Genomic DNA, 20,698 nt, shown 5'->3' with positions numbered 1-20,698 from the left:
AAAAGGCCGGGATCTCCCCCGGCCTTCTCACTTCATCCCGTTACCGCGATCAGGCGATCGCTTCCTGGTAACGGCGCTCGACTTCGTTCCAGTCGATGACGTTGAAGAACGCGCCGATGTATTCCGGACGACGGTTCTGGTACTTCAGGTAGTACGCGTGTTCCCACACGTCCAGGCCGAGGATGGGGGTGTTGCCTTCCATCAGAGGGCTGTCCTGGTTGCCGGTGCTCTCGACCACGACCTTCTTGTCCGGGGTCACGCTCAGCCACGCCCAGCCGCTGCCGAAACGGGTCAGCGCCGCCTTGGTGAAGGCGTCCTTGAACTTGTCGAAGCCGCCCAGGTCCTTGTCGATGGCCTTGGCCACGTCGCCCACCGGGTTGCCGCCAGCATTCGGAGCCATCACGGTCCAGAACAGCGAGTGGTTGGCATGGCCGCCACCGTTGTTGCGCACCGGACCCTGCAGGTTCTCCGGCAGCGACTTGAGCTTCTTCACCAGTTCTTCGACCGGCAGGTCAGCGTACTCGGTGCCTTCCAGCGCCGCGTTGACGTTGTTGATGTAGGTCTGGTGATGCTTGGTGTGATGGATTTCCATCGTCGCCGCATCGATATGCGGTTCCAGCGCGTCGTAGGCGTAGGACAGCTTGGGCAGGGTATAGGCCATGATGCATCTCCTGATTGCGAGGGCACCCGACGGTGTCGGGCGTTGCGCGGTGAATGATGGGGACAGACAGCCAGATTACCAAGGGGGATGTAAAGGAAATTGCGTCCTGCCAGTGAGCATGACGGCAATTGTTACGCAGCAGTGACGCGACGGCGTCCTCATGCACCGTGCAGCGCACAGGCGCTACAGTGCCCGCACCACCCTCGCCCGCCCCTGCCCATGCGCAACCCCCGGCTGCTGATCACCGCCATCGCCCTGCTGCTGCTCGGCCTGGTCGCCAACCATTTCATGCAGCGCCCGCCGGCGCCGCAGTTCGCGCCGGACCTGCAGGGTGCGCCTGCCGCGCGCGCGCCGGCCACGGCCACGCCCGCAACCGGCAACGACAGCGGCCTGCCCGCATTCCTACCCGCCGAAGCCCGGCAGACCATCGCCCTGATCCAGCGTGGCGGCCCGTTCCCGCACCGCCAGGACGGCAGCACCTTCGGCAACCGCGAGCAGCAGCTGCCGCAGCGCCCGCGCGGCTACTACCGCGAATACACCGTCGACACCCCCGGTGCGCGCACCCGTGGCGCTCGCCGCATCGTCACCGGCGGCGATCCGCCGGAGGCGTGGTACTACACCGACGACCACTACGAATCGTTCCGCAGCTTCACCGTACCGGCCCAGGGAGCGCAGTGATGAGCCACGATGATTTCGGCCTCGGCCTGCATGACATCAACAATGCCGGCGTCTACACCATCGACAGCGACGGCATCGGCGCACTGGCCGCGGCGATGCGCGATGCCGGGCTGAAGGTGATCCGCATCGACCTGGAAGGCGTGGCCGACAAGCGCACCCTGCTGGCCCGGCTGGCCGCGCAACTGGATTTCCCTGCCGGCTTCGGCGGCAACTGGGATGCGCTGTCGGACAACCTGCGCGACCTGCAGTGGCTGCCGGCCAACGGCTACGCGCTGTTCCTGGCCGATGTCGACGCATTCCGTGCGACCACGCAGAAGGATTTCGATACTCTGCTGGACGTGATGGACGAAGCCAGCCGCGACTGGGTCGGCCGTGACGTACCGTTCTGGGTGTTCCTGTCGCAGAGCGCGTGAGGTCACCACCCAGGTAGAGGCCGCCCCTGGTCGGCGCACGTGCTCCGGTAGATGCCGACCCTGATCGGCGCTTCTGTGCCAACCAAGGTTGGCACCTACCAAAGCGCGGGCCGGCCAGCAGGTCGGCCGAGACGTGCCGTTCTGGGTGTTTCTGTCGCAGAGCGCGTGAGGTCACCACCCAGGTAGAGGCCGCCCCTGGTCGGCGCACGTGCTCCGGTAGATGCCGACCTTGGTCGGCGCTTCTGTGCCAACCAAGGTTGGCACCTACCAAAGCGCGGGCCGGCCAGCAGGTTGGCGGAGACGTGCCGTTCTGGGTGTTTCTGTCGCAGAGCGCGTGAGGTCGATGCCCTGGTAGATGCCGACCTTGGTCGGCGCTTCTGTGCCAACCGAGGTTGGCACCTACCAAAGCGCGCCAGCATGGCCGTCACATCCCGCGATGGGTCCATCGAAAAGCCCCCTTGTTGTTCAAGGGGGCGCGCCAACGGCGCGGGGATAAGAAAACATGCGTGGACAACGGGAGCGGTTAGCGGCTCCCGTTGTCTTCCTGCAGCTCTTTCTTGAACGGGATGTCCGGCGGCGGTCGTGCCACCGCTGGCTGGTCCTGCATGTTCGGATTGGTCAGGCCACAGCCACCGCCGGCCTGCAGAATCGAGATCACGCAGGAGATCTTCGTGCTGGTACCCGGCAACGGAATCTCCATAGCCTTGACGCCCTTGCGCACCCACTCGGCCAGCAGCGATTCCTGCGGCACCCAGTACTTGTCGAACGAGGTAGGCGTGTAGTCGTACGGCGGTCGCTTCAGCCAGGTGCCCGATTGCGCGATGCGTTCTTTGCTCCAGCCATCGTTGGCACCACCGGGGGCACCGCGCTCGGCACGACCCTCGCCTTCCTGGCCCGGCACGCGGACGCTGCCATCGGCATTGAACAGGCCACTGCCCTTGCCGCTGGTACTGGCCTGGCGGGCGCCCTTGTCGGCGCCATCCTGGTTGCGGCTCGATGCCCCCCAGTCATCGCCCTTGGCGGGCGTGGCCCAGTTGCCCGGATTGGGGGCCGGGCGCGCTCCGGCCTGGGCCGGGGTCGTGCTGGATGCAGCAGGCCGCGCAGTGTTGCTGCTGGCCTGCGTCGCGCTGCCATTGGCTGCCGACGCGGGCGTTGCCGCGGGTGCATTGCCACTGGAAGACGAAGGGGCTGCCGCCGGTGCCGAGGCTACTTCGCGCTCGCGCACCTGTACGTCACGACCCGCCGGCGCATGCACTGCCGGTTCACGACCGGCGACGGTCGCCATCCGCACCTGCGGATCGACCACCGCCTGCACTTCACGCTCGCGCACCTGTACGTCCCGCTGCGGCACGCGCACCTGCACATCGGCCGTGCGCAGTGGCTGCGACACCACCGGTGCATCGACCGTACTGACTTCGCGCTCCTGCACCGGGATGTCACGCAGCTGCGGCGTCCGCACCGCGATCTGCGGCGCACGCATCGCGGTTGGGGTTGGCGGCGCCTGCACCGGCTGCACGCTGCGCTCGCGCACCGTGGGCGTGGTGTCACGCGGCACGATGCTGACCTCGGTGCGCGGCACGCTGACCGGCGGCACCACGAAATCCGTGCTGGCCTGCGCCACTTCGGTGGCCTGCACCGGCGACGGGGGCGGGGCCGCAAGCGGGGCCGGCTCGGCTTCGGCCGGTGGCGACGGCACGCTGGCTGCCGGTGCTGGAGTCGGTGCGGGCGCAGGCGCCGACGCGGCCGCAGGACGCGGCTCAGGTGCAGTCGCAGCCCCCGCTTCCCGGCCGGCGGCAACCTGGCCGGCCGGTGCAGCCGCAGCCGCCTCGGCACCTGGCTGATCGCCCCCGCCTTCCTGGGAGGCGCGGCCGACGAATTCCACCTGCACACGCTCGCCTTCGGCGCCCTCTGCTTCCGGTGCCGTGGTGCGGATCACCGCAACCCACAGCAGCAGCATGAAGAACAGCAGGTGCAGCAGCGCGCTGGCCAACGCCGAGGTCCAGCGCATCCAGCGCTGATCGCGCGGCGCAGCGTCCCAGTCCTGCCAGAACAAGCGGCGCAGCGCCTGCCACGGCGACAGCCGGGGTGATTGGCCCGGCGGTCCAGGCAGCGGGCGCGGCAGCAATACCGCAATCACTTCGCGGGCGTGGAACGGCCGCGGCAGCGGGCCCAGCGAGCGCAGCCACAGCGCCCAGCCATAGGGCAGGCGCGTGGACTTCTCGAGGACGGCGCGTGGCTGCTGGCGGGCCAGCAGCAGTTCGATGAGTTGCTCGGCCCGGGTCAGAGGCACGCGTCAGCGGTCAGGCGACGTTGCCGCGCGGGATATACGGCGCGTGGCCGCTGTCATGGTCGGTCGCGTCGCGCACGGCGGTCACGCCCGGCACGCGGCCCATCAGGGTCTTCTCGATGCCCTGCTTGAGCGTCACGTCGGCCATGCCACAGCCCTGGCAGCCACCACCGAAGCGAAGCAGCACCACGCCGTCGGACGAGACTTCCTGCACGGCCACCTTGCCGCCATGCGAGGCCAGCTGCGGATTGACTTCGTTTTCCACCACCCAGTGCACGCGCTCGACCAGCGAAGCGGCATCGCCGGGGGCCTCGCCCTTGATGCGCGGCGCCTTGATGGTCAACTGCTGGGTACCGGCGGTGCCGGCGACGATGTCGATCTCGGCGCCATCGAGCCAGCCGACGCTGCTCGCATCGACGTAGAGGGTGAAGCCATCGCAGTCCACCGCCCACTCGTCACCGAGCAGGTCGGTCGGTTCGGCGAACTCCAGCCGGGCATCGGCGCGCGGGGTGCCGGGCTCGACCGCACTCAAACGCACGCCCATGCCGGGCACGCCCTCGCGTTCGATCAGCTTGCGGAAATGGGTCTGGGCAGTGTCGGAGATCTGGATCATCAGGCTATTCTAGCCAAGTAAGCGTCAACCGCTCATTCGGTTTATACACCGTCCGGCGCATTGTTCAGTCAACACGAGGTGGAGATTCCCATGGCCGACCTGATTCCACTGGCCCAGGCCCGTTGCGTGCCGCGCAGAGGCAGCGATCACAAGCTTGGCGAAGCCCGCCTGGCCGAACTGCTGCCGCAGATTCCCGGCTGGGAGCTGAGCGAGGGCGGCCAGGCTCTGTCGCGCACCTTCCGCTTCAAGGATTACTACGCCACCATGGCCTTCGTGAACGCGCTGGCCTGGATCGCCCATCGCGAGGACCACCATCCGGACCTGGGCGTGCACTACGATCGCGCGGTCGTGCGCTTCTCCACCCACGATGTGGGCGGCCTGAGCGAGAACGACTTCATCTGTGCGGCGAAGACTTCGGCCCTGACGGAGCAACTGCCATGAACGTACGTTTGCTGAGCCTGTCCCTGATCGCTGCGACCGGCCTGGCCGGCTGTGGCGCGTCCGAACCAGCGGCACCACCACCGCCGCCGCCCACCGAAGTGGCTGCGGTGAAGACACCGCCGCCGCAGTACCCGCTTGAGCTGGCCTGCATGGGCGTGGGTGGCACCAGCACCTTCAAGGTGACCATCGGCACCGACGGCAAGCCGAGCGAGGTTGCGCTGCTGACCGGCGCCGGCAACCCGCAGTTGGACGAGCTGGCCAGGACTGCCGTGCAGGGCTGGCAGTTCAATGCCGCCACCCGCAACGGCCAGCCGGTGCCGGCCACGATCCAGGTGCCGGTGAGCTTCAACCCGCCGCAGCCGAAGCCGGACCAGTGCTTCGCCATCGAAGAACGCCTGCGCCGCGGCGGCTGATCGCGCGCGCCCCGACGAGGCCAGCCGACGCCCGCCTCGCCCTCCCCGCCCCGGGTTCATCCGGGGCGGTTGTCTGTTGACCAGGACCGCGTCGGTACATGCTGCAGATTCCCCCCGAAAATGTCTGGATCGCACTGGCGGTCACCCTCGCGGCCGGCCTGGCCACCGCCATCGGCAGCCTGCTGGTGCTGTTCTCGCGCCGCCCCAACCCGCGCCTGCTGGCCTTCGGCCTGGCCTTCGCCGGCGGTGCGATGGTCTATGTGTCGCTGTCGGAGATCCTCAACAAGTCCATTGCCTCGTTCGCACTGGCCTATGGCGAGCGCACCGGCTTCACCTACGGCACCCTGGCCTTCCTGCTGGGCGTGATCGTGATCGTGCTGATCGACCACTTCATCCCCAACCCGCATGACAGCCTGGACAAGCAGGACCCGGCATTCCGCGAGAACAGCCGCGAGTACCTGAAGCGGGTTGCCCTGCTGACCTCGATCGCGATCACCGCGCACAACTTCCCGGAAGGGTTGGCAACCTTCTTTGCCACGCTGGAGAGTCCGTCGGTCGGCATGCCGCTGGCCTTCGCCATCGCCATCCACAACATCCCCGAGGGCATTGCGATTGCGGTGCCGGTGTACTTCGCCACCCAGAACAAGTTCTACGCGTTCAGCGCCAGCCTGCTGTCGGGCCTGGCCGAACCGGTAGGCGCGGCGCTGGGCTACTGGCTGCTGTCCGGGTCGCTGTCGCACGCCACCTTCGGCTGGGTGTTCGGGCTGATCGCCGGCGTGATGGTGTTCCTGGCACTGGACGAGCTGCTGCCGGCGGCCAAGCGCTATGCCAAGGGCCACGAGACGGTTTACGGGCTGGTGGCGGGCATGGGCACGCTGGCGATCAGCCTGGTGCTGTTCAAGTGGTGAGGGGTTTGCGGCCAACGGGCTGAGCCCCCTCGCGGCTGGTACGTCCCGCAGCATCGAGAGGTCACGGGCGGGGGCGGCTTGCAGGGGACGCCGTGAATCCATCCATGGAGGCTTGGCCGCCGCATCCATGCGGTGGACACCCCTGCAAGCCGCCCCCGCCCGTGCCCCGTCATTTTTCTGTGCGTGCCAGCCAAGCGATGAAAGAATAAGAAAGCGAAGCCCGCGCTGCGCGCGCGAGTCGAGCGTCGCTCGACTCTACAAAGGCTACGTGCGGGTATGGGTCTACGCTGCGGCTGTCTGGTCCGCCTTGTAGCTAGCCGAGCACCGCAGGTCCGGCGAGGGTGAAGAGGCGCGGGTGTCTGAGCGCAGCGAGTTCCGCGCCGCCCCTCGGCGGACCGAGGAGCGCAGGGCACCGGCGCGCAGCGCCGGCTCGCGGATGGCGGCGTGTTTCTTTGGTTACCTTCTTTGCACGAGCAAAGAAAGTGACAAGCCCACTCATCGCAGGGAAGCGACGGCGCCGACCAAGCACCCGGCGCCGCCGAACCGCCGTCAGCGCAGCCGGTCCAGCGCCTCGACCAGCTCATCGGCCAGCGGCGCGTTCAGCACGTACGGGCTCTTGCCGTCGTCCAGCGCGAACTCCAGCGAGGCCGCGTGCAGGAACAGACGCTTCAGCCCGATCTGCTCACGAAGCCGCTTGTTGACCGCAGGATCGCCGTATTTGTCGTCACCGGCCACCGGATGCCCCAGATGCTGGGCATGCACGCGGATCTGGTGGGTACGGCCGGTCTCGATACGGACTTCGCAGTAGGAATGACCACCGCGACGCTCCAGCACACGGAAGTGGCTGATCGATTCCTTGCCGATCGCATTGACCTGCACATGGCGCTCGCCGCCCTGGCGCAGGCCCACGTGCAGCGGCGCATCGACCGTCATCACGCCGTCGGGCATGCGCCCGGCCAGCAGGGTCAGGTAGCGCTTGCGGATGCCGGCGCCGTGATCTTCACGCAGCAGCGCCTGCAGTTCGCTCAGCGCGGAGCGCTTCTTGGCCACGATCAGCAGGCCCGAGGTGTCTCGATCCAACCGGTGGACCAGCTCGAGCGTCTGGCCCGGGCGCAGGGCCCGCAGGGTCTCGATGGCACCGAAACTGATGCCGCTGCCGCCATGGCTGGCCACGCCAGTGGGCTTGTTCAGGGCCAGCAGGCGGGCATCCTCGAAGACGATGGCCTGCTCCAGGCGGCGCATGAACGCCTCCGGCGGACCGGCCTTGTCTCCCTCTTCGGTGAGACGGACCGGCGGCACACGCACCTCATCACCCGCCTCGAGCTTGCGTTCGGCCTTGGCGCGGCCACCATTCACCCGAACCTGGCCGCTGCGCACCAGCTTGTAGACCAGGCTGCGCGGGGCACCCTTCAGCTGGCCGAGCAGGAAGTTGTCCAGGCGCTGGCCGGCACGGTCGGCGGGAACGGTGATCATGCGCACGGAAGGCTTGTCGCCAGCGGGTTTGGTGGGGTCTTGGGCAGTCATCAGGCTGTTTATTCTGTTACACTCGGGGGGCGAGATAAGGGATTGATTTCGTTGGAAGTTACTCAGGGCCAGAAGCCCAGCTTCCGACGAATCCGGCACAGTGCGCGACCACCGCCCGCGGGGCGGCCATGTTAGCGGCTCACCGGCCTTCCCGGCCATCGCCGGATGCCTGACACGCAACCGTGCTGAACATGTCCCGCGTGGCGCTCCAGCCTGGCTGACAGCTGCCTGCGGCCTGTAACACCCCAAAACCCATAAGAGTGAAGCGCTCCCGCGGCCTGCCGTGGTGTCGTAGCGCTGGAAACCCAAGCCGCCCTCCCCGCGCTTGCGCGAATGGGCGGCGAACCGTGTCCAGAGGCGAAACCCCATGGCGTTCCGCGCGGTAGCCGCTTGCGAGGAACGCAACAATGAAGCGAATGCTGATCAACGCCACGCAGGCTGAAGAGCTGCGTGTTGCCATCGTGGATGGCCAGTCGTTGTATGACATCGACATCGAGCAGCCGTCGAAGGAACAGAAGAAGTCCAACATCTACAAGGGCCGGATCTTCCGCATCGAGCCCTCGCTGGAAGCGGCCTTCGTTGAATACGGTGGCGGCCGCCATGGCTTCCTGCCGCTGAAGGAAATCTCCCGCGATTACTTCCAGGCCGGTGTCGACCACAACAAGGCCGGCATCCGCGAACTGCTGAAGGAAGGCCAGGAGATCGTTGTCCAGGTCGACAAGGAAGAGCGTGGCAACAAGGGCGCCGCCCTGACCACGTTCATCTCGCTGGCCGGCCGTTACATGGTGCTGATGCCGAACTCGCCCAGCGCCGGCGGTGTCTCCCGTCGCATCGAGGGCGAAGACCGGGCCGCCCTGAAGGACGCCCTGGACAAGCTGAACATCCCCGACGACATGGGCGTGATCATCCGTACCGCCGGCGTCGGCCGCGATGCGGAAGAGCTGCAGTGGGATCTGGATTACCTGCTCAACGTCTGGCGCGCCATCGCCGAAGCCGCATTGAGCAAGCCGGCCCCGTTCCTGATCTACCAGGAATCGCGCCTGATCGTGCGCGCCCTGCGTGACTACCTGCGCGCCGACATCGGCGAGATCCTGGTGGACACCGAGGAGATGTACGAGCACGCCCGCGAGTTCATGCAGCAGGTGATGCCGCAGACCCTGCGCAAGCTCAAGCATTACAAGGACGACATCCCGCTGTTCAACCGCTTCCAGATCGAATCGCAGATCGAAGGCGCCTACGAGCGCAACGTGCGCCTGCCGTCGGGCGGCTCGATCGTGGTCGACCAGACCGAAGCGCTGACCGCCGTCGACGTGAACTCCTCGCGCGCCACCAAGGGCAGCGACATCGAGGACACCGCCTTCCAGACCAACCTGGAAGCGGCCGAGGAAGTGGCCCGCCAGCTGCGCCTGCGTGACCTGGGCGGCCTGGTGGTGATCGATTTCATCGACATGGCCTCCAACAAGCACCAGCGCGAAGTCGAGAACCGCCTCGCCAACGCGCTGAAGTACGACCGTGCGCGCGTGCAGGTCGGCCGCATCTCGCGCTTCGGCCTGTTGGAAATGAGCCGCCAGCGCCTGCGCCCGAGCCTGGGCGAGTCCAGCCAGATCGTCTGCCCGCGTTGCGACGGCCACGGCCGCATGCGCAGCGTCGAGTCGCTGTCGCTGTCGATCATCCGCGTCGCCGAAGAGCATGCGATGAAGGAGAACACCGGGCAGGTGCTGGTGCAGGCCCCGGTGGAGATCGCCAACTACCTGTTGAACGAAAAGCGCAGCGCCCTGCGTGAGATCGAGCAGCGCCACGAGGCGCCGATCGTGATCGTCGCCGACGAGCAGCTGCACACCCCGCACTACACCGTCACCCGCCTGCGTGAGAACGAGCTGGGTGAAGAGAGCAACAAGCCCAGCTACCAGCGCGGCACCCCGCGCAAGCTGCCGGTGCACGCCCTGACCAAGGGCCAGTTGAACATCCCGCCGCCGGCGGTGACCCAGGTCAAGCACACCTCCCCCGCCCCGGTGCGCGAGGAAGTGGAGCCGGCCGCAGCGGCACCGGCCCCGGTCGTGGCAGCGCCGGTTGCAGCGGCCCCGAGCGGCGGCGTGATCGGTTGGCTCAAGCGCGTGTTCGGTGGCGAACCGGCGCCGGCACCGGCACCGGCGGCTCCGGTCGCCCGCCAGCAGCAGGACGGCGGTCGCAAGGACCGCAACAAGGATCGCAACAAGGACCGCAAGGACCGTCGCGACGACAACCGTGGCAACGGCGGCAACGGCAACGCGCAGCAGCAGAAGGACGGCGGCAACCGCAAGGAGCGCGGTGAGCAGCGCAGCAAGGACGGCCGCAACGGTAACAACGGCAATGCCCAACAGCAGCCGCAGCAGGGCAAGCAGAAGGAGCCGCAGCAGAAGGATGGCCAGCAGCAGCCGCAGCAGCAGAACAAGCCGCGCAACGAGCAGCAGGGCCAGAACCCGCAGCAGCCGAAGCTGAAGCAGCCGAAGCAGCCGCGCCCGCAGCAGGACGGTGACAAGCCGGCCGAGAAGCCGCAGCGCAACGCGGCCGAGGCACCTGCTGAAGCCGTGACCGCGGCTGCAGCCGTGGCCGCCACGGCGGTCGCCGCCAATGCGGTGACCGCGCAGGAAGCGACCGCGCCGGTTGCTCCGGTGGCCGCCGCTCCGGCGGAAGCCGCAGCACCGGTCGACACGACTGCCAACACCGCCAGCGAGGCCGAGGTGGTTGCGGTTGCCGGTGAAGAGGCTGCAACCGACGCCAATGGCGAGCAGACCGGCGAAGGCGCGACCCGCCGTCGTCGCGGCCGTCGCGGTGGCCGTCGCCGTCGTCGCGGTGGCGCCGAGAATGCCGCCGGCAGCGACGCCCTGGGCGATGACCAGGATGATGGTGACGACGGTGATGACGCCGAGCCGAGCGTCGACAGCACTGCCGGCACTGCGCCGGTCGCTGCTGCGCAGCCGGCCCGTTCGCAGCCGGAGTTCGACTTCGATGACGAAGCCGAACCGGCCGCTGCCGACGCCGCAAAGCCGGTCCGTGCTGCCGCCGCTGTTGCCGCCGCACCGGTTGCCGTGGTGAGCAGCGCTGTGGTCGAAGCCGCCGCCCCGGTCGTGGCTGAAGTGCAGGCCCCGGTCGAAGCTGCTGCGAAGGCTGAAGCGGTGTCCTCGCCGGTGCAGACCAGCATGCTCGATGCCATCGACGCCGCGACCCCGGCCCAGCCGGTAGCCGCTGCCGCGCCGGTGACCGAAGCCATTGCGCCGGTGACCGAAGCAAAGCCGGTCGCGGTTGAAGCCGCCCCGGTGGTTGAAGCCGCTCCGGTGATCGAAGCGAAGCCGGCGGCGGTCGAGGCTGCGCCGGTCGTTGAAGCCAAGCCAGAGATCGTTGAAGCCGCTGCGGCGGTTGAAGCCAAGCCGGTGGCCGTTGAGGCTGCGCCGGTGGTTGAAGCCACGCCGGTCGTCGAGCCCGTCGTGGCCGCCGAACAGCCGGTCGCTCCGGTGGCGGTGGAAGCCGCGCCGATCGAGGCCGCTGCCCCGGTCGCCGAAGCGGTGGTGACGCCGTCGATCGACCCGGTCGCCGATGGCCATGCCGACGCTGCGGCCCAGGCTGCAGAAGCCAAGGCCGACGAAGAAGACGAAGAGGCCGCCAAGCGCACGCCGCCGGCGAACTGATCGCTCCTTGATCGCGTGAAAACGAAACGGCGGGGATCAATGATCCCCGCCGTTTTTGTGTGTGCGTTTGGCGCTGGCTTCGCTTTGGTAGAAGCCAACCTTGGTTGGCGCCGTTGATTGAGCGAACGCGGACACGTCCGTGCCAACCAAGGTTGGCACCCACCAGGGCACACCCCGCACACGGTCACTGCTTTGGTGGAGGCCAACCAGCGCACAACCCGCGCACGGTCACTGCTTTGGTAGAAGCCAACCTTGGTTGGCGCCGTTGATTCAGTGCACGCGGACACTTTCGTGCCAACCAAGGTTGGCGCCTGCCGGAGCCTGCTCCGTCAAGGCTTCGGTGCGAACTGCAACCGGGTCCACACGCCGTAGTGGTCCGAGGCCCAGCGTCCGCTGTCATCGGGCTGGTCGAACAGCAGCTTCGCCTCGCGCGCGACCATCTCGTCCTGCTGGAAGAAGATGTGGTCGATCCGCGACGGCGCCTGGTAATAGTGGCGGTTGAGCGTACTGACCCCGGACAGGTCGGTGTTGACGTGCACGCTGCCGTAGCTGTCGCCGTAGTGGCTGCGCAGCTCGCTCAGGTCGCCGGCATCCACCAGCGCATTGAAGTCGCCCGCGATCACCACCGGCGCACCGGCCGACGTCGTAGTGATGAAGCGCAGCAGGTCCTCGACCTGGGTGCGACGGATGCGCTGCCCACTCTCATCGCTGCGCTCGTTCAGATGCGTGGCGTAGACGTTCACCGGCGTGCCGTCGACGTCGATGCGCAGGTGAGCCACGGTGCGGTAGTCGTCCAACGGCAGCAGCAGATGATCCCCCTGGGCGAGGATCGGCCGCCGGGTCAGCAGTGCATTGCCGTAGCGCTTGGGTGCCCCGACCGGATCGGTGGACACGAACACGTACTTGTAGCCGAGTTGGCTGGCCAGCCATTGCGCCTGGTTTCGCACGTTGCGGCGCTGGATCACCTCCTGCAGGGCAACCGCATCCGGCTGCAGGCGCTTGAGCTCGGCCAGGATGGTGCGGCGCCGGCTCGGCCAGTCTTCGCGGTCATGATGCAGGTTGAAGGTGACCATGCTCATACCCGCTGCGCTGGCAACGTCGGGCGCCGCGTTCGCGGCAGCCGGCTCGGCCGCCATCACCGCGCCCGGCACTGCCAATGCAATTGCCAGCCCCAGGGCACGCACCGACGTGCGCACCCTTGCCCTCTGTTGCTTCATCGTTACTGCCCCTTGCGCTCGGCGCGGCGCACTGCGCTCGGTATGTCGATCTCAACCCGCGCCGGCAGCTGGTGCACGTGCAGTTCCTTGTTGACCCACTCGGCTGCTTCGCCGTTGATACTCGCCTCGCCCGGTTCACCGGCGTATGGCCACGGCAGCACCACGCCTCCCACCGGTGGCACCAGGCCCGGCTGCACCTCCAGCACCAGCTGTTTGTCGCTGCGCTGCAGGCGGTAGTTGAGCTGGCCCTGCGGCGTACGCAGGCCTTGCACGGCGATGCCCTCGCCCTGCAGCCACGCGGTCGGTACGCCGGCGGCCAGCACCAGTGACTCGTCCATGTCGCGGTTGTAGGCGAACATGTCCAAGGCCGAGCGCACGAAGTCCGAGGCCACCCAGGCATGCGGCAGGTCACCGACGAAGAACGGCCTGCGCGGCGTGCGCGAAACCACTTCGGCCCACTGGTTCCAGGCCTGCGGTGCGCGGTCCTTGAAGAAGAACTCGGTGGCCTGCCAAGCGCGATCGCGCCAGCCCAGGCGCACGAACGCGGCCACGTTGCGCCACTCGTACGGGGTGTAGTCCTTCCACTCGCGCTTGCCGTCGCGACGGGCAACGAACTCGTTCCAGTAGCGTTCGAAGGTCGCCTCCAGCGCCTGCTGCGGCAACCTGCCCTGTTCGCCGCCCGGGGCCAGCGCGATGGTCGTCGACGTCGCGTCGAAGTCACCCAGCTCGGCCGAGCCCGGCAGGTAGTCGATGTTGTGCTGCTGCATCGCCGACAGCAGCGAGGCCTGCAGATCATCCCGGAACTGGTCGCGCGACTCGGCGATCTGCATCGCCTCGACCTTGCCCAGCTGGGTCGCCAGCAGGGCCGCGTCCTTGTAGCCGCGCAGTGCCCAGAAGTTGTCCCAGTACGAGTGCATCGGCTTGGCCGAATAGCCTTCGTGGCTGATCGAGGCCGGCATCATGCCGTAGAAGGCCGGGTTGCGTGCGCGGTTCTCCTCGGTGCGCTCGCTGGCGCGCAGCTGCTCCATGTAGCCGTAGGCGCCCTGCACATGCGGCCACATCAGCTCGGTGAAAGTGCTGTCGCCGGTGTAGCGCCCGTACTCGGCGATGCTGTAGATCAACTCGCCATGGCTGTCGTTCTCCGGCACCGGGTCGCTGCCGCGGGCATCGACGCAGCACGGCACCTTGCCGTTCTCGAACTGATACGGCGCATACCAGTTGATGTAGTCGCGCACCGCATCACTGCGGCCCATGCGCAGCAGGCCCTCGGAAATCATCGCGCCGTCGCGGATCCAGCTGCGCGCATACGAACGCGTGCCCGGCTGCAGGCGTGGGCCGACGCGCGAGATCAGCATGTGCGCGACCGCGGTGCGCAGGGTATCCACCAGCGCCTGGCCCGCAGCCGGCACCTGCAGCGAGACCACGCCCAGCTTCTTGCGCCACTGCTCGGCCACCTGCGCCTGCGCCTTGGCCACGTCCAGCGCCTGCGGTGCCCAGTCACCGGTCTGTGGCAGCACCACCGCCACTTCACGGCTCTGGCCGGGCTCCAGCTTGATCGTGTACATCAGCGCACCCGACGCCATGCCGGTACTGTCCTTCACCGCTGTGGTCGCCGGGTACGTGCCGCTTTCCAGATGCATCGCATCAAGCTTGCCGTCGAACGTACTGGCAAAGCGCGCGTCCGGCACCTGCAGCGGGTAGATGCGCGGCTCACCGTTGACCCGCACCAGCTGCTCACCCACATCCAGTGCATCGATGCGGCTGAAACCACCGACGGTGTTGAGGAACTGGGTGGGCGGGTTGACCTGCCACGGGCGGATCGCCAGCGCCAGGGTGTACTCGTGCGCGACCTTGTCCGGATTGCTCAGGCGGTAGCGGCCGATCAGCTGCGCGCGCTCCGGCGTACCCTGCACGAAGCTGGTCACTGCCAGGCCGACCTTCTCATGCACCCAGTCGACGTTGGCGATCGGCAGGTAGTGATCCTGCAGCGACTGGGTGATGGCCACCTTCGACCAGTCCAGCAGCTTGCCATCGAGGCGGATGAACGGCTCGATGCTGAAGCTGCCCTTGGCCGGCTCCAGTGCGCCATCCTCGCTGATCAATGCCTGTTCCTGGCCACCATCAAGGCCGAGCAGGGTCCAGTACGGCTGCTCGCCCACATAGGCACGAGGCAGCGAGCCCCGTGGCAGGTCGACGGCGACCGAGGACAGGAATGCGTTCGGGGTGGAAGCAAAGGCCAGCGGCTTGAGCGCGATGTCGCGGATGCCGTAGCGCCAGTTCGGGCCGTCCTGCAGATCGAAGCGCACGTAGCGCGCATCGGTGTCCGGCAGCGCCAGCCAGTCGCGGCCACCGGCACCACTGGTGACTTCGCGCACGGTGCGCCAGTCGCGGCCATCCTCGGAGGTGCGCACGGTGTAGCGGCGGGCTTCCAGGTTCGGCAGCCAGTCGATCACCGCACCACCGATCTCGCGGCTCTTGTGCAGGTCCAGGCTGATCGTCTGTTGCTTGACGCCACCGCTGATCCAGAACGTATCGCTCTTGCCGTCGATCATGCGGTCCTGCAGCGCGGTGGCGGTATCGGCGATCACCGACGGCACCAGCGCCGAGTCATCCTGGGCTGGCAGGCCCTGCAGGGTCAGCTTGTCGAAGCACACTGTGCCGCGGCCGCCGACCTTGCTGTAGATCGTGAACTCGACCGCAGCGCTGCGTGCCATTTCTTTCTCGGCCGACGGCCCCCACGCCTTGTCGATCTGGCGTCGGCGATACTCGACCGGCGTCCACGCCTTGGGGAAACTGTAGCCGGGACGATTGACCCACCAGACGTTGTCGCCGCTGGCATCGATCAGCTTGAACTGCAGGTCGTTGCCCGGTGAATCACCGCGCAGCTGGAAACCGAAACGGTAATTGACCGGGTAGTCGATGTTCAGCGCGCGGCGGATGCCGACGTAACCGGAGACATCGTGGAAGTCATAGTCCAGGCACAGCGCGCGGCCACCACCGGCGCCGCTGACCGGCCGCAGCGAACCGCTGACCTGGTCGGACAGCACCAGCTTCCAGGCTGCGATGTCGTCGAAGTCGTCCAGCACCTTCGGTGCCGGCAGCGCCGGTGGTGCGGCGATCGCCAGGGAGGTCCACAACAGGCCCAGTCCAACGGCGATCGCTCGCTTCATCCTTTGACGCTCCCCAGCAACAGACCTTGGATGTAGTACCGCTGCAGCACCAGGAACAGCGCCAGCACCGGAACCACGGTGACCACCGCGCCGGCCATCATCATTTCCACGTCCATGATGTGCTCGCGCGAGAGGGTGGCCAGCGCCACCGGCAAAGTGTAGTGCTCCTGGTCGGTCAACACGATCAACGGCCACATGAAATCGTTCCATGCGCCCATGAAGGTGAAGATCGCCAGGGTCACCAGCACCGGCTTGAGCATCGGCAGCACGATCTGGAAGAAGATCCGCAGCTCCCCTGCCCCGTCGATGCGGGCCGCTTCCAGCAGTTCGTCCGGAATGGAACGCGCGTACTGGCGCACCAGGAAGATGCCGAACACGCTGGCCAGCGCCGGCACGATCACGCCGCCGAAACTGTTGACCAGACCGAGCTGCTTCATCAGCAGGAACAGCGGCAGCATCGCCACCTGGGCCGGAATCACCAGCGCCGCCATCAGCACCTGGAACAGGCGCTCGCGGCCGACGAAGTTCAGCTTGGCGAAGGCATAGCCGGCCATGGTGTTGAGCAGCAGCGAACCCAGGGTGATGCCGACCGACACCAGCAGGCTGTTGGCGAAGTTGCCGCCCATGCCGGTGCGCGCGAACAACTCATGGTAGTTGCGCGTGGTGATGCTGGACGGCAGCAGCGGCGGCGGGAAATGGGTCGCCTCGCCCTGTGGCATGAACGAAACCGAGAGCATCCACAGCAGCGGTGCCAGGCTGACCAGGGCCAGCACCAGCAACGCACCATTGATCAACCACGGGTACCAGCGTGACTGGCCGATTTCACGACTCATACCAACTGCCTCTTGCGGCCGAAACGCAGCATCACGGTGGTCACCGCAAGGATGATCAGGAACAGCAGGAACGCCACCGCGGAGGCGCGTCCCAGGTTCCACCACTTGAAGCCTTCCTCGAACATGAAATACAGCACGCTGACGGTGCTCTGCAGTGGGTCGCCGCGGGTCATCACATACGGTTCGGCGAACAGCTGGAAGTAGCCGGACACGGTGATCACGCCGACCACCAGCAGCACCGGGCCGAGCATCGGCAGGGTGATGTGCAGGAACTGCTTCCAGCGCGAGGCACCGTCGATGCGGGCGGCCTCGTACAGGTCATGCGGGATGGCCTGCAGGCCGGCCAGGAAGATCACCATGTTGTAGCCGAAGTTCTTCCACACTGCGAACAGCATGATGGTCGGCATCGCCCAGTTGGGATCGCCCAGCCAGTCGATCGGGCTGATGCCCAGGTGACCCAAGCCGTAGTTCACCAGGCCGTAGCTGGTATGGAACAGATAGCGCCAGATCACCGCCACCGCCACCAGTGTGGTCACCACCGGCGCGAACAGCGCGGTGCGGAACAGCGCCTTGAAACGCGCGGCGGGCGCATTCAGCAGCATGGCTGCGCCCAGCGACACACCGATCGACAAGGGCACGCCGATCAACACGAAGTAGGTGGTGTTCCACAGCGACTTCCAGAACATCGGCGTCTGCAGCAGATCGATGTAGTTGCCGAGGCCGACGAAGCGCAGGTTGCTGCTGTCGGCCAAGGCATACAGGTCGAAATCGGTCACGCTCAGCGCCAGCGCCGAGGCGACCGGCAGGCCGAAGAACATGCCCAGCACGATCAGCGAGGGACCGGCGAAAACCCAGCCGGCAAGCGAGGTACGTTTCATTGCGCGCTCCCGGCGGCCACGGCACTGCTCGATTGCGGCGACGGCACGCGCTGCTGCAGGCGTTGTTGTTCATGCATCCAGCGGCGCTTGGCCAACACCTTGTCCACGCGCTGGTCCAGCTCTTCCACGGCCTTGTCCTGCGCCAGGCCACCACGCACCACCTTCTCGGTGACGATGCGCATTTCCTGCACGATGCGCTCCCACTCAAGCACCTTCGGCGTCGGCTTGACCCGCTCCAGCTGGTCACGGAACGCAGCGGCCAGCGGATCGTTGGCCAGCGACGGCGCGTTCCAGGTACTGCGGCGCGGCGGCAGGTCGCCGATGATCGAATGGAAGCGCGCCTGGATTTCGGGTCGCGACAGGAACTCGATCAGCTTCCACGACGCCTCCTTCTGCTGCGACTTGCGGAAGATCACCAGGCTGGTACCACCGGCAATACCGGCGCCCGGGCCGTCCGGACCCGGCAGCGCGGCCGTACCCCACTGCCCTTCCAGTTCCTTCGGCTGCAGCTTCTTGAACTCGCGGATGTTCCAGGGGCCGGAAATGTAGAACACGTTGAAGCCGCGGAAGAACTCATCCCAGACGTTGGAGATCTGCGTCTCGGACATCTTCGGCGCCCAGCCCTGCTCGAACATGTTGGCGTAGAAGGCCAGCGTGCGACGGAAGCCCGGGCTGGCGAAATTGCCGCGGGTGTCGTCGTCGCGCAGCAACGGATCAGGCTGCTGCAGTGCCAGCGAAAGCTGCTGCTCGAACTCGTTGATCGGCATCAGCACCGCATAGCGGTTCGGGCCCTGCATGCGCTTGATCGCCGCCATCTGCTCGTCCCACTCCTGCCAGGTGCGCGGCGGGTGGTCGTAGCCGGCCTTGGCCAGCAGGTCCTTGCGGTAGTAGATCAGGCGGGTATCGACATACCACGGCACGCCTACCAGTTCGCCGTGGATCACATTGGTATCCCAGATGCCCCGGAAATAGTCCTTCGGGTCGACCACGGTGGAGCGCTGCACGAACGGCTGCAGCGGCGTCAGCGCGTCCAGTTCGGCGAACTCCGGCACCCAGGTGTTGCCCAGCTGGCACACGTCCGGCAGGCCGTCCGCGGCGAACGCGGTCAGCAGCTTCTCGTGCGCGGCGGTCCACGGAATGTTCTGCACATCCACCTTGATGCCCGGATTCTCGGCCTCGAATTCATGGATCAGCTCGCTGACCACCTCGGCTTCGCGGCCCATCGCCCAGAAGCGCACGGTGGTGGTGCCCGGTTCGGTTCGGGCGCAGCCGGCCACGGCCAATACGGCCAGGGCAGACAGCGCCCAGCGGCGCAGGCGGTCGATCCAGTTCGGCATCGGGTTACTTGCCCTGGCCTGTATTGCGGTTGGCATTGTTCTTCTGTTCCTGCGCGGCAGCCGCGCGTGATTCGGCGATACCCACCGCGCGTGCCGCCGCGGCCTTTTCGTCTTTCTGCAGTTCCAGCGGCTGGAACGAACCTTCCGGTGCCAGCCAGCCACCGCTGAACCCGGCCCGTTCCAGGCCCTTGCGGATGTACGGGTTCTTCTTCATCACTTCCCAGACGAAGTCATCGCGGTAGTTGGCGATCATGGTCAGGATCGGGCCCTGGTCGATGGCGATGTAATCGCTGGCGACCCAGCCGCGATCCGGCACCAGGCGGCCAGTCTTGATCGGGATGTCGTAGTTGAAGCTGGGGTTGAACGAATCCAGGAAACCGTAGCTGGAATAGATGTAGTCGCCGTAGCGCTTGTGCATTTCCAGCGTGGCCGGGATCACCTGCTCGGGCGCGAACACCACCGAGGCGATCGCGGCGGTGGGGGCAATGGTGCCGTCATCGAAGTTCTCGCGCAGGCCGGCGCCGCGCGAGGAGTAGTGGCGGAACTGGCGCTGCTCGCCGCGGTACTCCTGGGTGGTGTTCTGCGGGCCGTCGCTGGCGGTCAGGCCCCATACGTTCTCGCCATAGTCCTTCCACTGCATCGGGTTGGCGATGGCGTACTCGCGCTGGGCCAGCGCAGCCGAGCGGCTGTTGAGGAAGTAGGTGCTGCCGCGCTCGCGCATGTACGCGTCCTGGATGTCGCGGAAGTCGATCCAGACATGGCTGTACTGGTGGCCGAACAGCGGGCCGAACGACAGGTATTCCTGGCCCTGGTAGACGCCCCAGTCGTTGTCGTAGGTGCGCGTCCACACCGTCCACGCATCCGGGCTGACCGGGTGCGTCGGCGAACCCAGGGCGAGGATGTAGACCATCATCGCCTCGTTGTAGCCCATCCAGTCGTGGTCGATGAAGCCGCTCTCCGGGAACCAGCCCATCGAGATCAGCGGCGCACGCTGCTGCAGCCACGGCCAGTCGACCTTCTTGTACAACGTGTCGGCGATCTGGCGGATCTCCTTCTCGCGCGGATCGTCACCGTCGTAGTACGACTGCGCGAACAGCACGCCCATCATCAACAGCGCGGTATCCACCGAGGACAGTTCAACCCAGCTGTCGTAGCGACGCCCCTCCTGCATGTCCAGGAAGTGGTAGTAGAAGCCCTTGTAGCCGGCCTTGCCGGTGCGCTGCGGGCCCATCGGCACGTCGCGGAAGAACTTCAGCGTGGTCAGGGTGCGGTCGATCGCCTGGTTGCGGCTGACCCAGCCGTTCTCGATGCCGATCGGATAGGCGGTCAGCGCGAAGCCGACCGAGGCGATGCTGGCGAACGGCCGCGACGGATAGCGGTCCGGGGTCAGGCCGTTGATCTCGTTGGTGGTATCCCAGAAGAACTGGAAGGTACGGCGCTCGATGTCATCGAACAGCGGCGGCAGCACCGGCTTCATCGGCCGCGGCGGTGCGTCGGCCTCGATCAGGATCACCGGCGGCCGCGGCTTGGCAGGCTCCTGCTGGGCCGGCTGGCAGGCAGCAACGGCCAGGCTCAACGCCGCGGCGGACAACAGATGGCGTGCCTGCATGGCGCGATTTCTCCGGTGGTCTGATCGATGGGAAAGCATACCGTCCAATGA

The 20,698-nt window shown here is 66.9% G+C and carries 16 protein-coding genes; 6 read left to right on the top strand and 10 right to left on the bottom strand.

What is annotated here, in order from left to right; genetic code table 11:
* Positions 1 to 49: 49 nt before the first annotated feature.
* Positions 50 to 661, bottom strand: a complete 612-nt coding sequence (locus N7573_RS11215; protein WP_005410310.1) for a superoxide dismutase — start codon at positions 659 to 661, stop codon at positions 50 to 52.
* Positions 662 to 880: 219 nt separating this feature from the next.
* Here N7573_RS11215 and N7573_RS11210 point away from each other — a divergent pair, with 219 nt between their 5' ends.
* A complete protein-coding gene (locus N7573_RS11210; RefSeq protein ID WP_049398780.1) occupies positions 881 to 1,339 on the top strand; it encodes a ribonuclease domain-containing protein in 459 nt (152 codons plus the stop codon).
* Complete coding sequence (locus tag N7573_RS11205) at positions 1,339 to 1,752, top strand: barstar family protein (RefSeq protein WP_279912998.1); 414 nt, start codon at positions 1,339 to 1,341, stop codon at positions 1,750 to 1,752. The genes N7573_RS11210 and N7573_RS11205 overlap by 1 nt, the downstream gene beginning before the upstream one ends.
* Before the next feature lie 523 nt (positions 1,753 to 2,275).
* Here N7573_RS11205 and N7573_RS11200 read toward each other — a convergent pair.
* Together N7573_RS11200 and N7573_RS11195 are read right to left on the bottom strand one after the other, a co-directional pair.
* On the bottom strand, positions 2,276 to 4,042 hold the full coding sequence (locus N7573_RS11200; protein ID WP_279912999.1) for a hypothetical protein: 1,767 nt from the start codon (positions 4,040 to 4,042) through the stop codon (positions 2,276 to 2,278).
* A gap of 10 nt (positions 4,043 to 4,052) precedes the next feature.
* On the bottom strand, positions 4,053 to 4,652 hold the full coding sequence (locus N7573_RS11195) for an NfuA family Fe-S biogenesis protein (RefSeq protein WP_032129662.1): 600 nt from the start codon (positions 4,650 to 4,652) through the stop codon (positions 4,053 to 4,055).
* A 90-nt stretch (positions 4,653 to 4,742) separates the two neighbouring features.
* On the opposite strand from N7573_RS11195, the gene N7573_RS11190 reads away from it, so the two are divergent.
* The 3 genes from N7573_RS11190 (at position 4,743) to zupT (ending at position 6,414) form a co-directional block, all read left to right on the top strand.
* Entirely contained in the window at positions 4,743 to 5,093 is a 351-nt protein-coding gene (locus N7573_RS11190; protein ID WP_279913000.1) for a 4a-hydroxytetrahydrobiopterin dehydratase, read from the top strand.
* On the top strand, positions 5,090 to 5,506 hold the full coding sequence (locus N7573_RS11185) for an energy transducer TonB (RefSeq protein WP_032129663.1): 417 nt from the start codon (positions 5,090 to 5,092) through the stop codon (positions 5,504 to 5,506). Before N7573_RS11190 ends, N7573_RS11185 begins: the two co-directional genes overlap by 4 nt.
* Positions 5,507 to 5,604: 98 nt before the next feature.
* Complete coding sequence (gene zupT, locus N7573_RS11180; RefSeq protein WP_006456115.1) at positions 5,605 to 6,414, top strand: zinc transporter ZupT; 810 nt, start codon at positions 5,605 to 5,607, stop codon at positions 6,412 to 6,414.
* A 549-nt stretch (positions 6,415 to 6,963) separates the two neighbouring features.
* On the opposite strand, the gene N7573_RS11175 is transcribed toward zupT, so the two are convergent.
* A complete protein-coding gene (locus N7573_RS11175; protein ID WP_049401092.1) occupies positions 6,964 to 7,938 on the bottom strand; it encodes an RluA family pseudouridine synthase in 975 nt (324 codons plus the stop codon).
* A gap of 407 nt (positions 7,939 to 8,345) precedes the next feature.
* Between N7573_RS11175 and rne the strand changes: the two genes are divergently transcribed.
* A complete protein-coding gene (gene rne, locus N7573_RS11170) occupies positions 8,346 to 11,603 on the top strand; it encodes a ribonuclease E (RefSeq protein WP_279912775.1) in 3,258 nt (1,085 codons plus the stop codon).
* Positions 11,604 to 11,932: 329 nt separating this feature from the next.
* Here rne and N7573_RS11165 read toward each other — a convergent pair whose 3' ends face one another.
* From N7573_RS11165 to N7573_RS11140, 6 genes are read right to left on the bottom strand one after another with little or no spacing between them, the layout of a single operon-like run.
* On the bottom strand, positions 11,933 to 12,820 hold the full coding sequence (locus N7573_RS11165) for an endonuclease/exonuclease/phosphatase family protein (protein WP_132810492.1): 888 nt from the start codon (positions 12,818 to 12,820) through the stop codon (positions 11,933 to 11,935).
* 2 nt (positions 12,821 to 12,822) lie between these two features.
* A complete protein-coding gene (locus tag N7573_RS11160) occupies positions 12,823 to 15,990 on the bottom strand; it encodes a discoidin domain-containing protein (protein ID WP_279912776.1) in 3,168 nt (1,055 codons plus the stop codon).
* Positions 15,987 to 16,823 (bottom strand): carbohydrate ABC transporter permease, encoded by an 837-nt coding sequence (locus N7573_RS11155; RefSeq protein WP_006378064.1) that lies wholly within the window; start codon positions 16,821 to 16,823, stop codon positions 15,987 to 15,989. The genes N7573_RS11160 and N7573_RS11155 overlap by 4 nt, the downstream gene beginning before the upstream one ends.
* Positions 16,820 to 17,701, bottom strand: a complete 882-nt coding sequence (locus N7573_RS11150) for a sugar ABC transporter permease (protein ID WP_032129770.1) — start codon at positions 17,699 to 17,701, stop codon at positions 16,820 to 16,822. Before N7573_RS11150 ends, N7573_RS11155 begins: the two co-directional genes overlap by 4 nt.
* Positions 17,698 to 19,038 (bottom strand): sugar ABC transporter substrate-binding protein, encoded by a 1,341-nt coding sequence (locus N7573_RS11145; RefSeq protein WP_279912777.1) that lies wholly within the window; start codon positions 19,036 to 19,038, stop codon positions 17,698 to 17,700. The genes N7573_RS11150 and N7573_RS11145 overlap by 4 nt, the downstream gene beginning before the upstream one ends.
* 4 nt (positions 19,039 to 19,042) lie before the next feature.
* The gene (locus tag N7573_RS11140) at positions 19,043 to 20,647 is read right to left on the bottom strand and encodes a glucoamylase family protein (RefSeq protein WP_032129772.1); all 1,605 of its coding nucleotides are present in this window, start codon (positions 20,645 to 20,647) and stop codon (positions 19,043 to 19,045) included.
* Between the last annotated feature and the right edge of the window lie 51 nt (positions 20,648 to 20,698).

This window comes from Stenotrophomonas sp. GD04054 (assembly GCF_029836955.1).
GTDB lineage: Bacteria > Pseudomonadota > Gammaproteobacteria > Xanthomonadales > Xanthomonadaceae > Stenotrophomonas > Stenotrophomonas maltophilia_A.
Note: the sequence above shows the minus strand (reverse complement) of the source record. Positions and strands in the feature narration are given on the sequence as shown.

Coding starts and splice junctions, on each gene's coding strand:
- N7573_RS11150 (WP_032129770.1), bottom strand. CDS start 17,701: ATGAAACGTACCTCGCTTGCCGGCTGGGTTTTCGCCGGTCCCTCGCTG.
- N7573_RS11160 (WP_279912776.1), bottom strand. CDS start 15,990: ATGAAGCGAGCGATCGCCGTTGGACTGGGCCTGTTGTGGACCTCCCTG.
- N7573_RS11215 (WP_005410310.1), bottom strand. CDS start 661: ATGGCCTATACCCTGCCCAAGCTGTCCTACGCCTACGACGCGCTGGAA.
- zupT (WP_006456115.1), top strand. CDS start 5,605: ATGCTGCAGATTCCCCCCGAAAATGTCTGGATCGCACTGGCGGTCACC.
- N7573_RS11185 (WP_032129663.1), top strand. CDS start 5,090: ATGAACGTACGTTTGCTGAGCCTGTCCCTGATCGCTGCGACCGGCCTG.
- N7573_RS11205 (WP_279912998.1), top strand. CDS start 1,339: ATGAGCCACGATGATTTCGGCCTCGGCCTGCATGACATCAACAATGCC.
- N7573_RS11140 (WP_032129772.1), bottom strand. CDS start 20,647: ATGCAGGCACGCCATCTGTTGTCCGCCGCGGCGTTGAGCCTGGCCGTT.
- N7573_RS11210 (WP_049398780.1), top strand. CDS start 881: ATGCGCAACCCCCGGCTGCTGATCACCGCCATCGCCCTGCTGCTGCTC.
- N7573_RS11165 (WP_132810492.1), bottom strand. CDS start 12,820: ATGAAGCAACAGAGGGCAAGGGTGCGCACGTCGGTGCGTGCCCTGGGG.
- N7573_RS11175 (WP_049401092.1), bottom strand. CDS start 7,938: ATGACTGCCCAAGACCCCACCAAACCCGCTGGCGACAAGCCTTCCGTG.
- N7573_RS11145 (WP_279912777.1), bottom strand. CDS start 19,038: ATGCCGAACTGGATCGACCGCCTGCGCCGCTGGGCGCTGTCTGCCCTG.
- N7573_RS11155 (WP_006378064.1), bottom strand. CDS start 16,823: ATGAGTCGTGAAATCGGCCAGTCACGCTGGTACCCGTGGTTGATCAAT.
- N7573_RS11190 (WP_279913000.1), top strand. CDS start 4,743: ATGGCCGACCTGATTCCACTGGCCCAGGCCCGTTGCGTGCCGCGCAGA.
- N7573_RS11195 (WP_032129662.1), bottom strand. CDS start 4,652: ATGATCCAGATCTCCGACACTGCCCAGACCCATTTCCGCAAGCTGATC.
- rne (WP_279912775.1), top strand. CDS start 8,346: ATGAAGCGAATGCTGATCAACGCCACGCAGGCTGAAGAGCTGCGTGTT.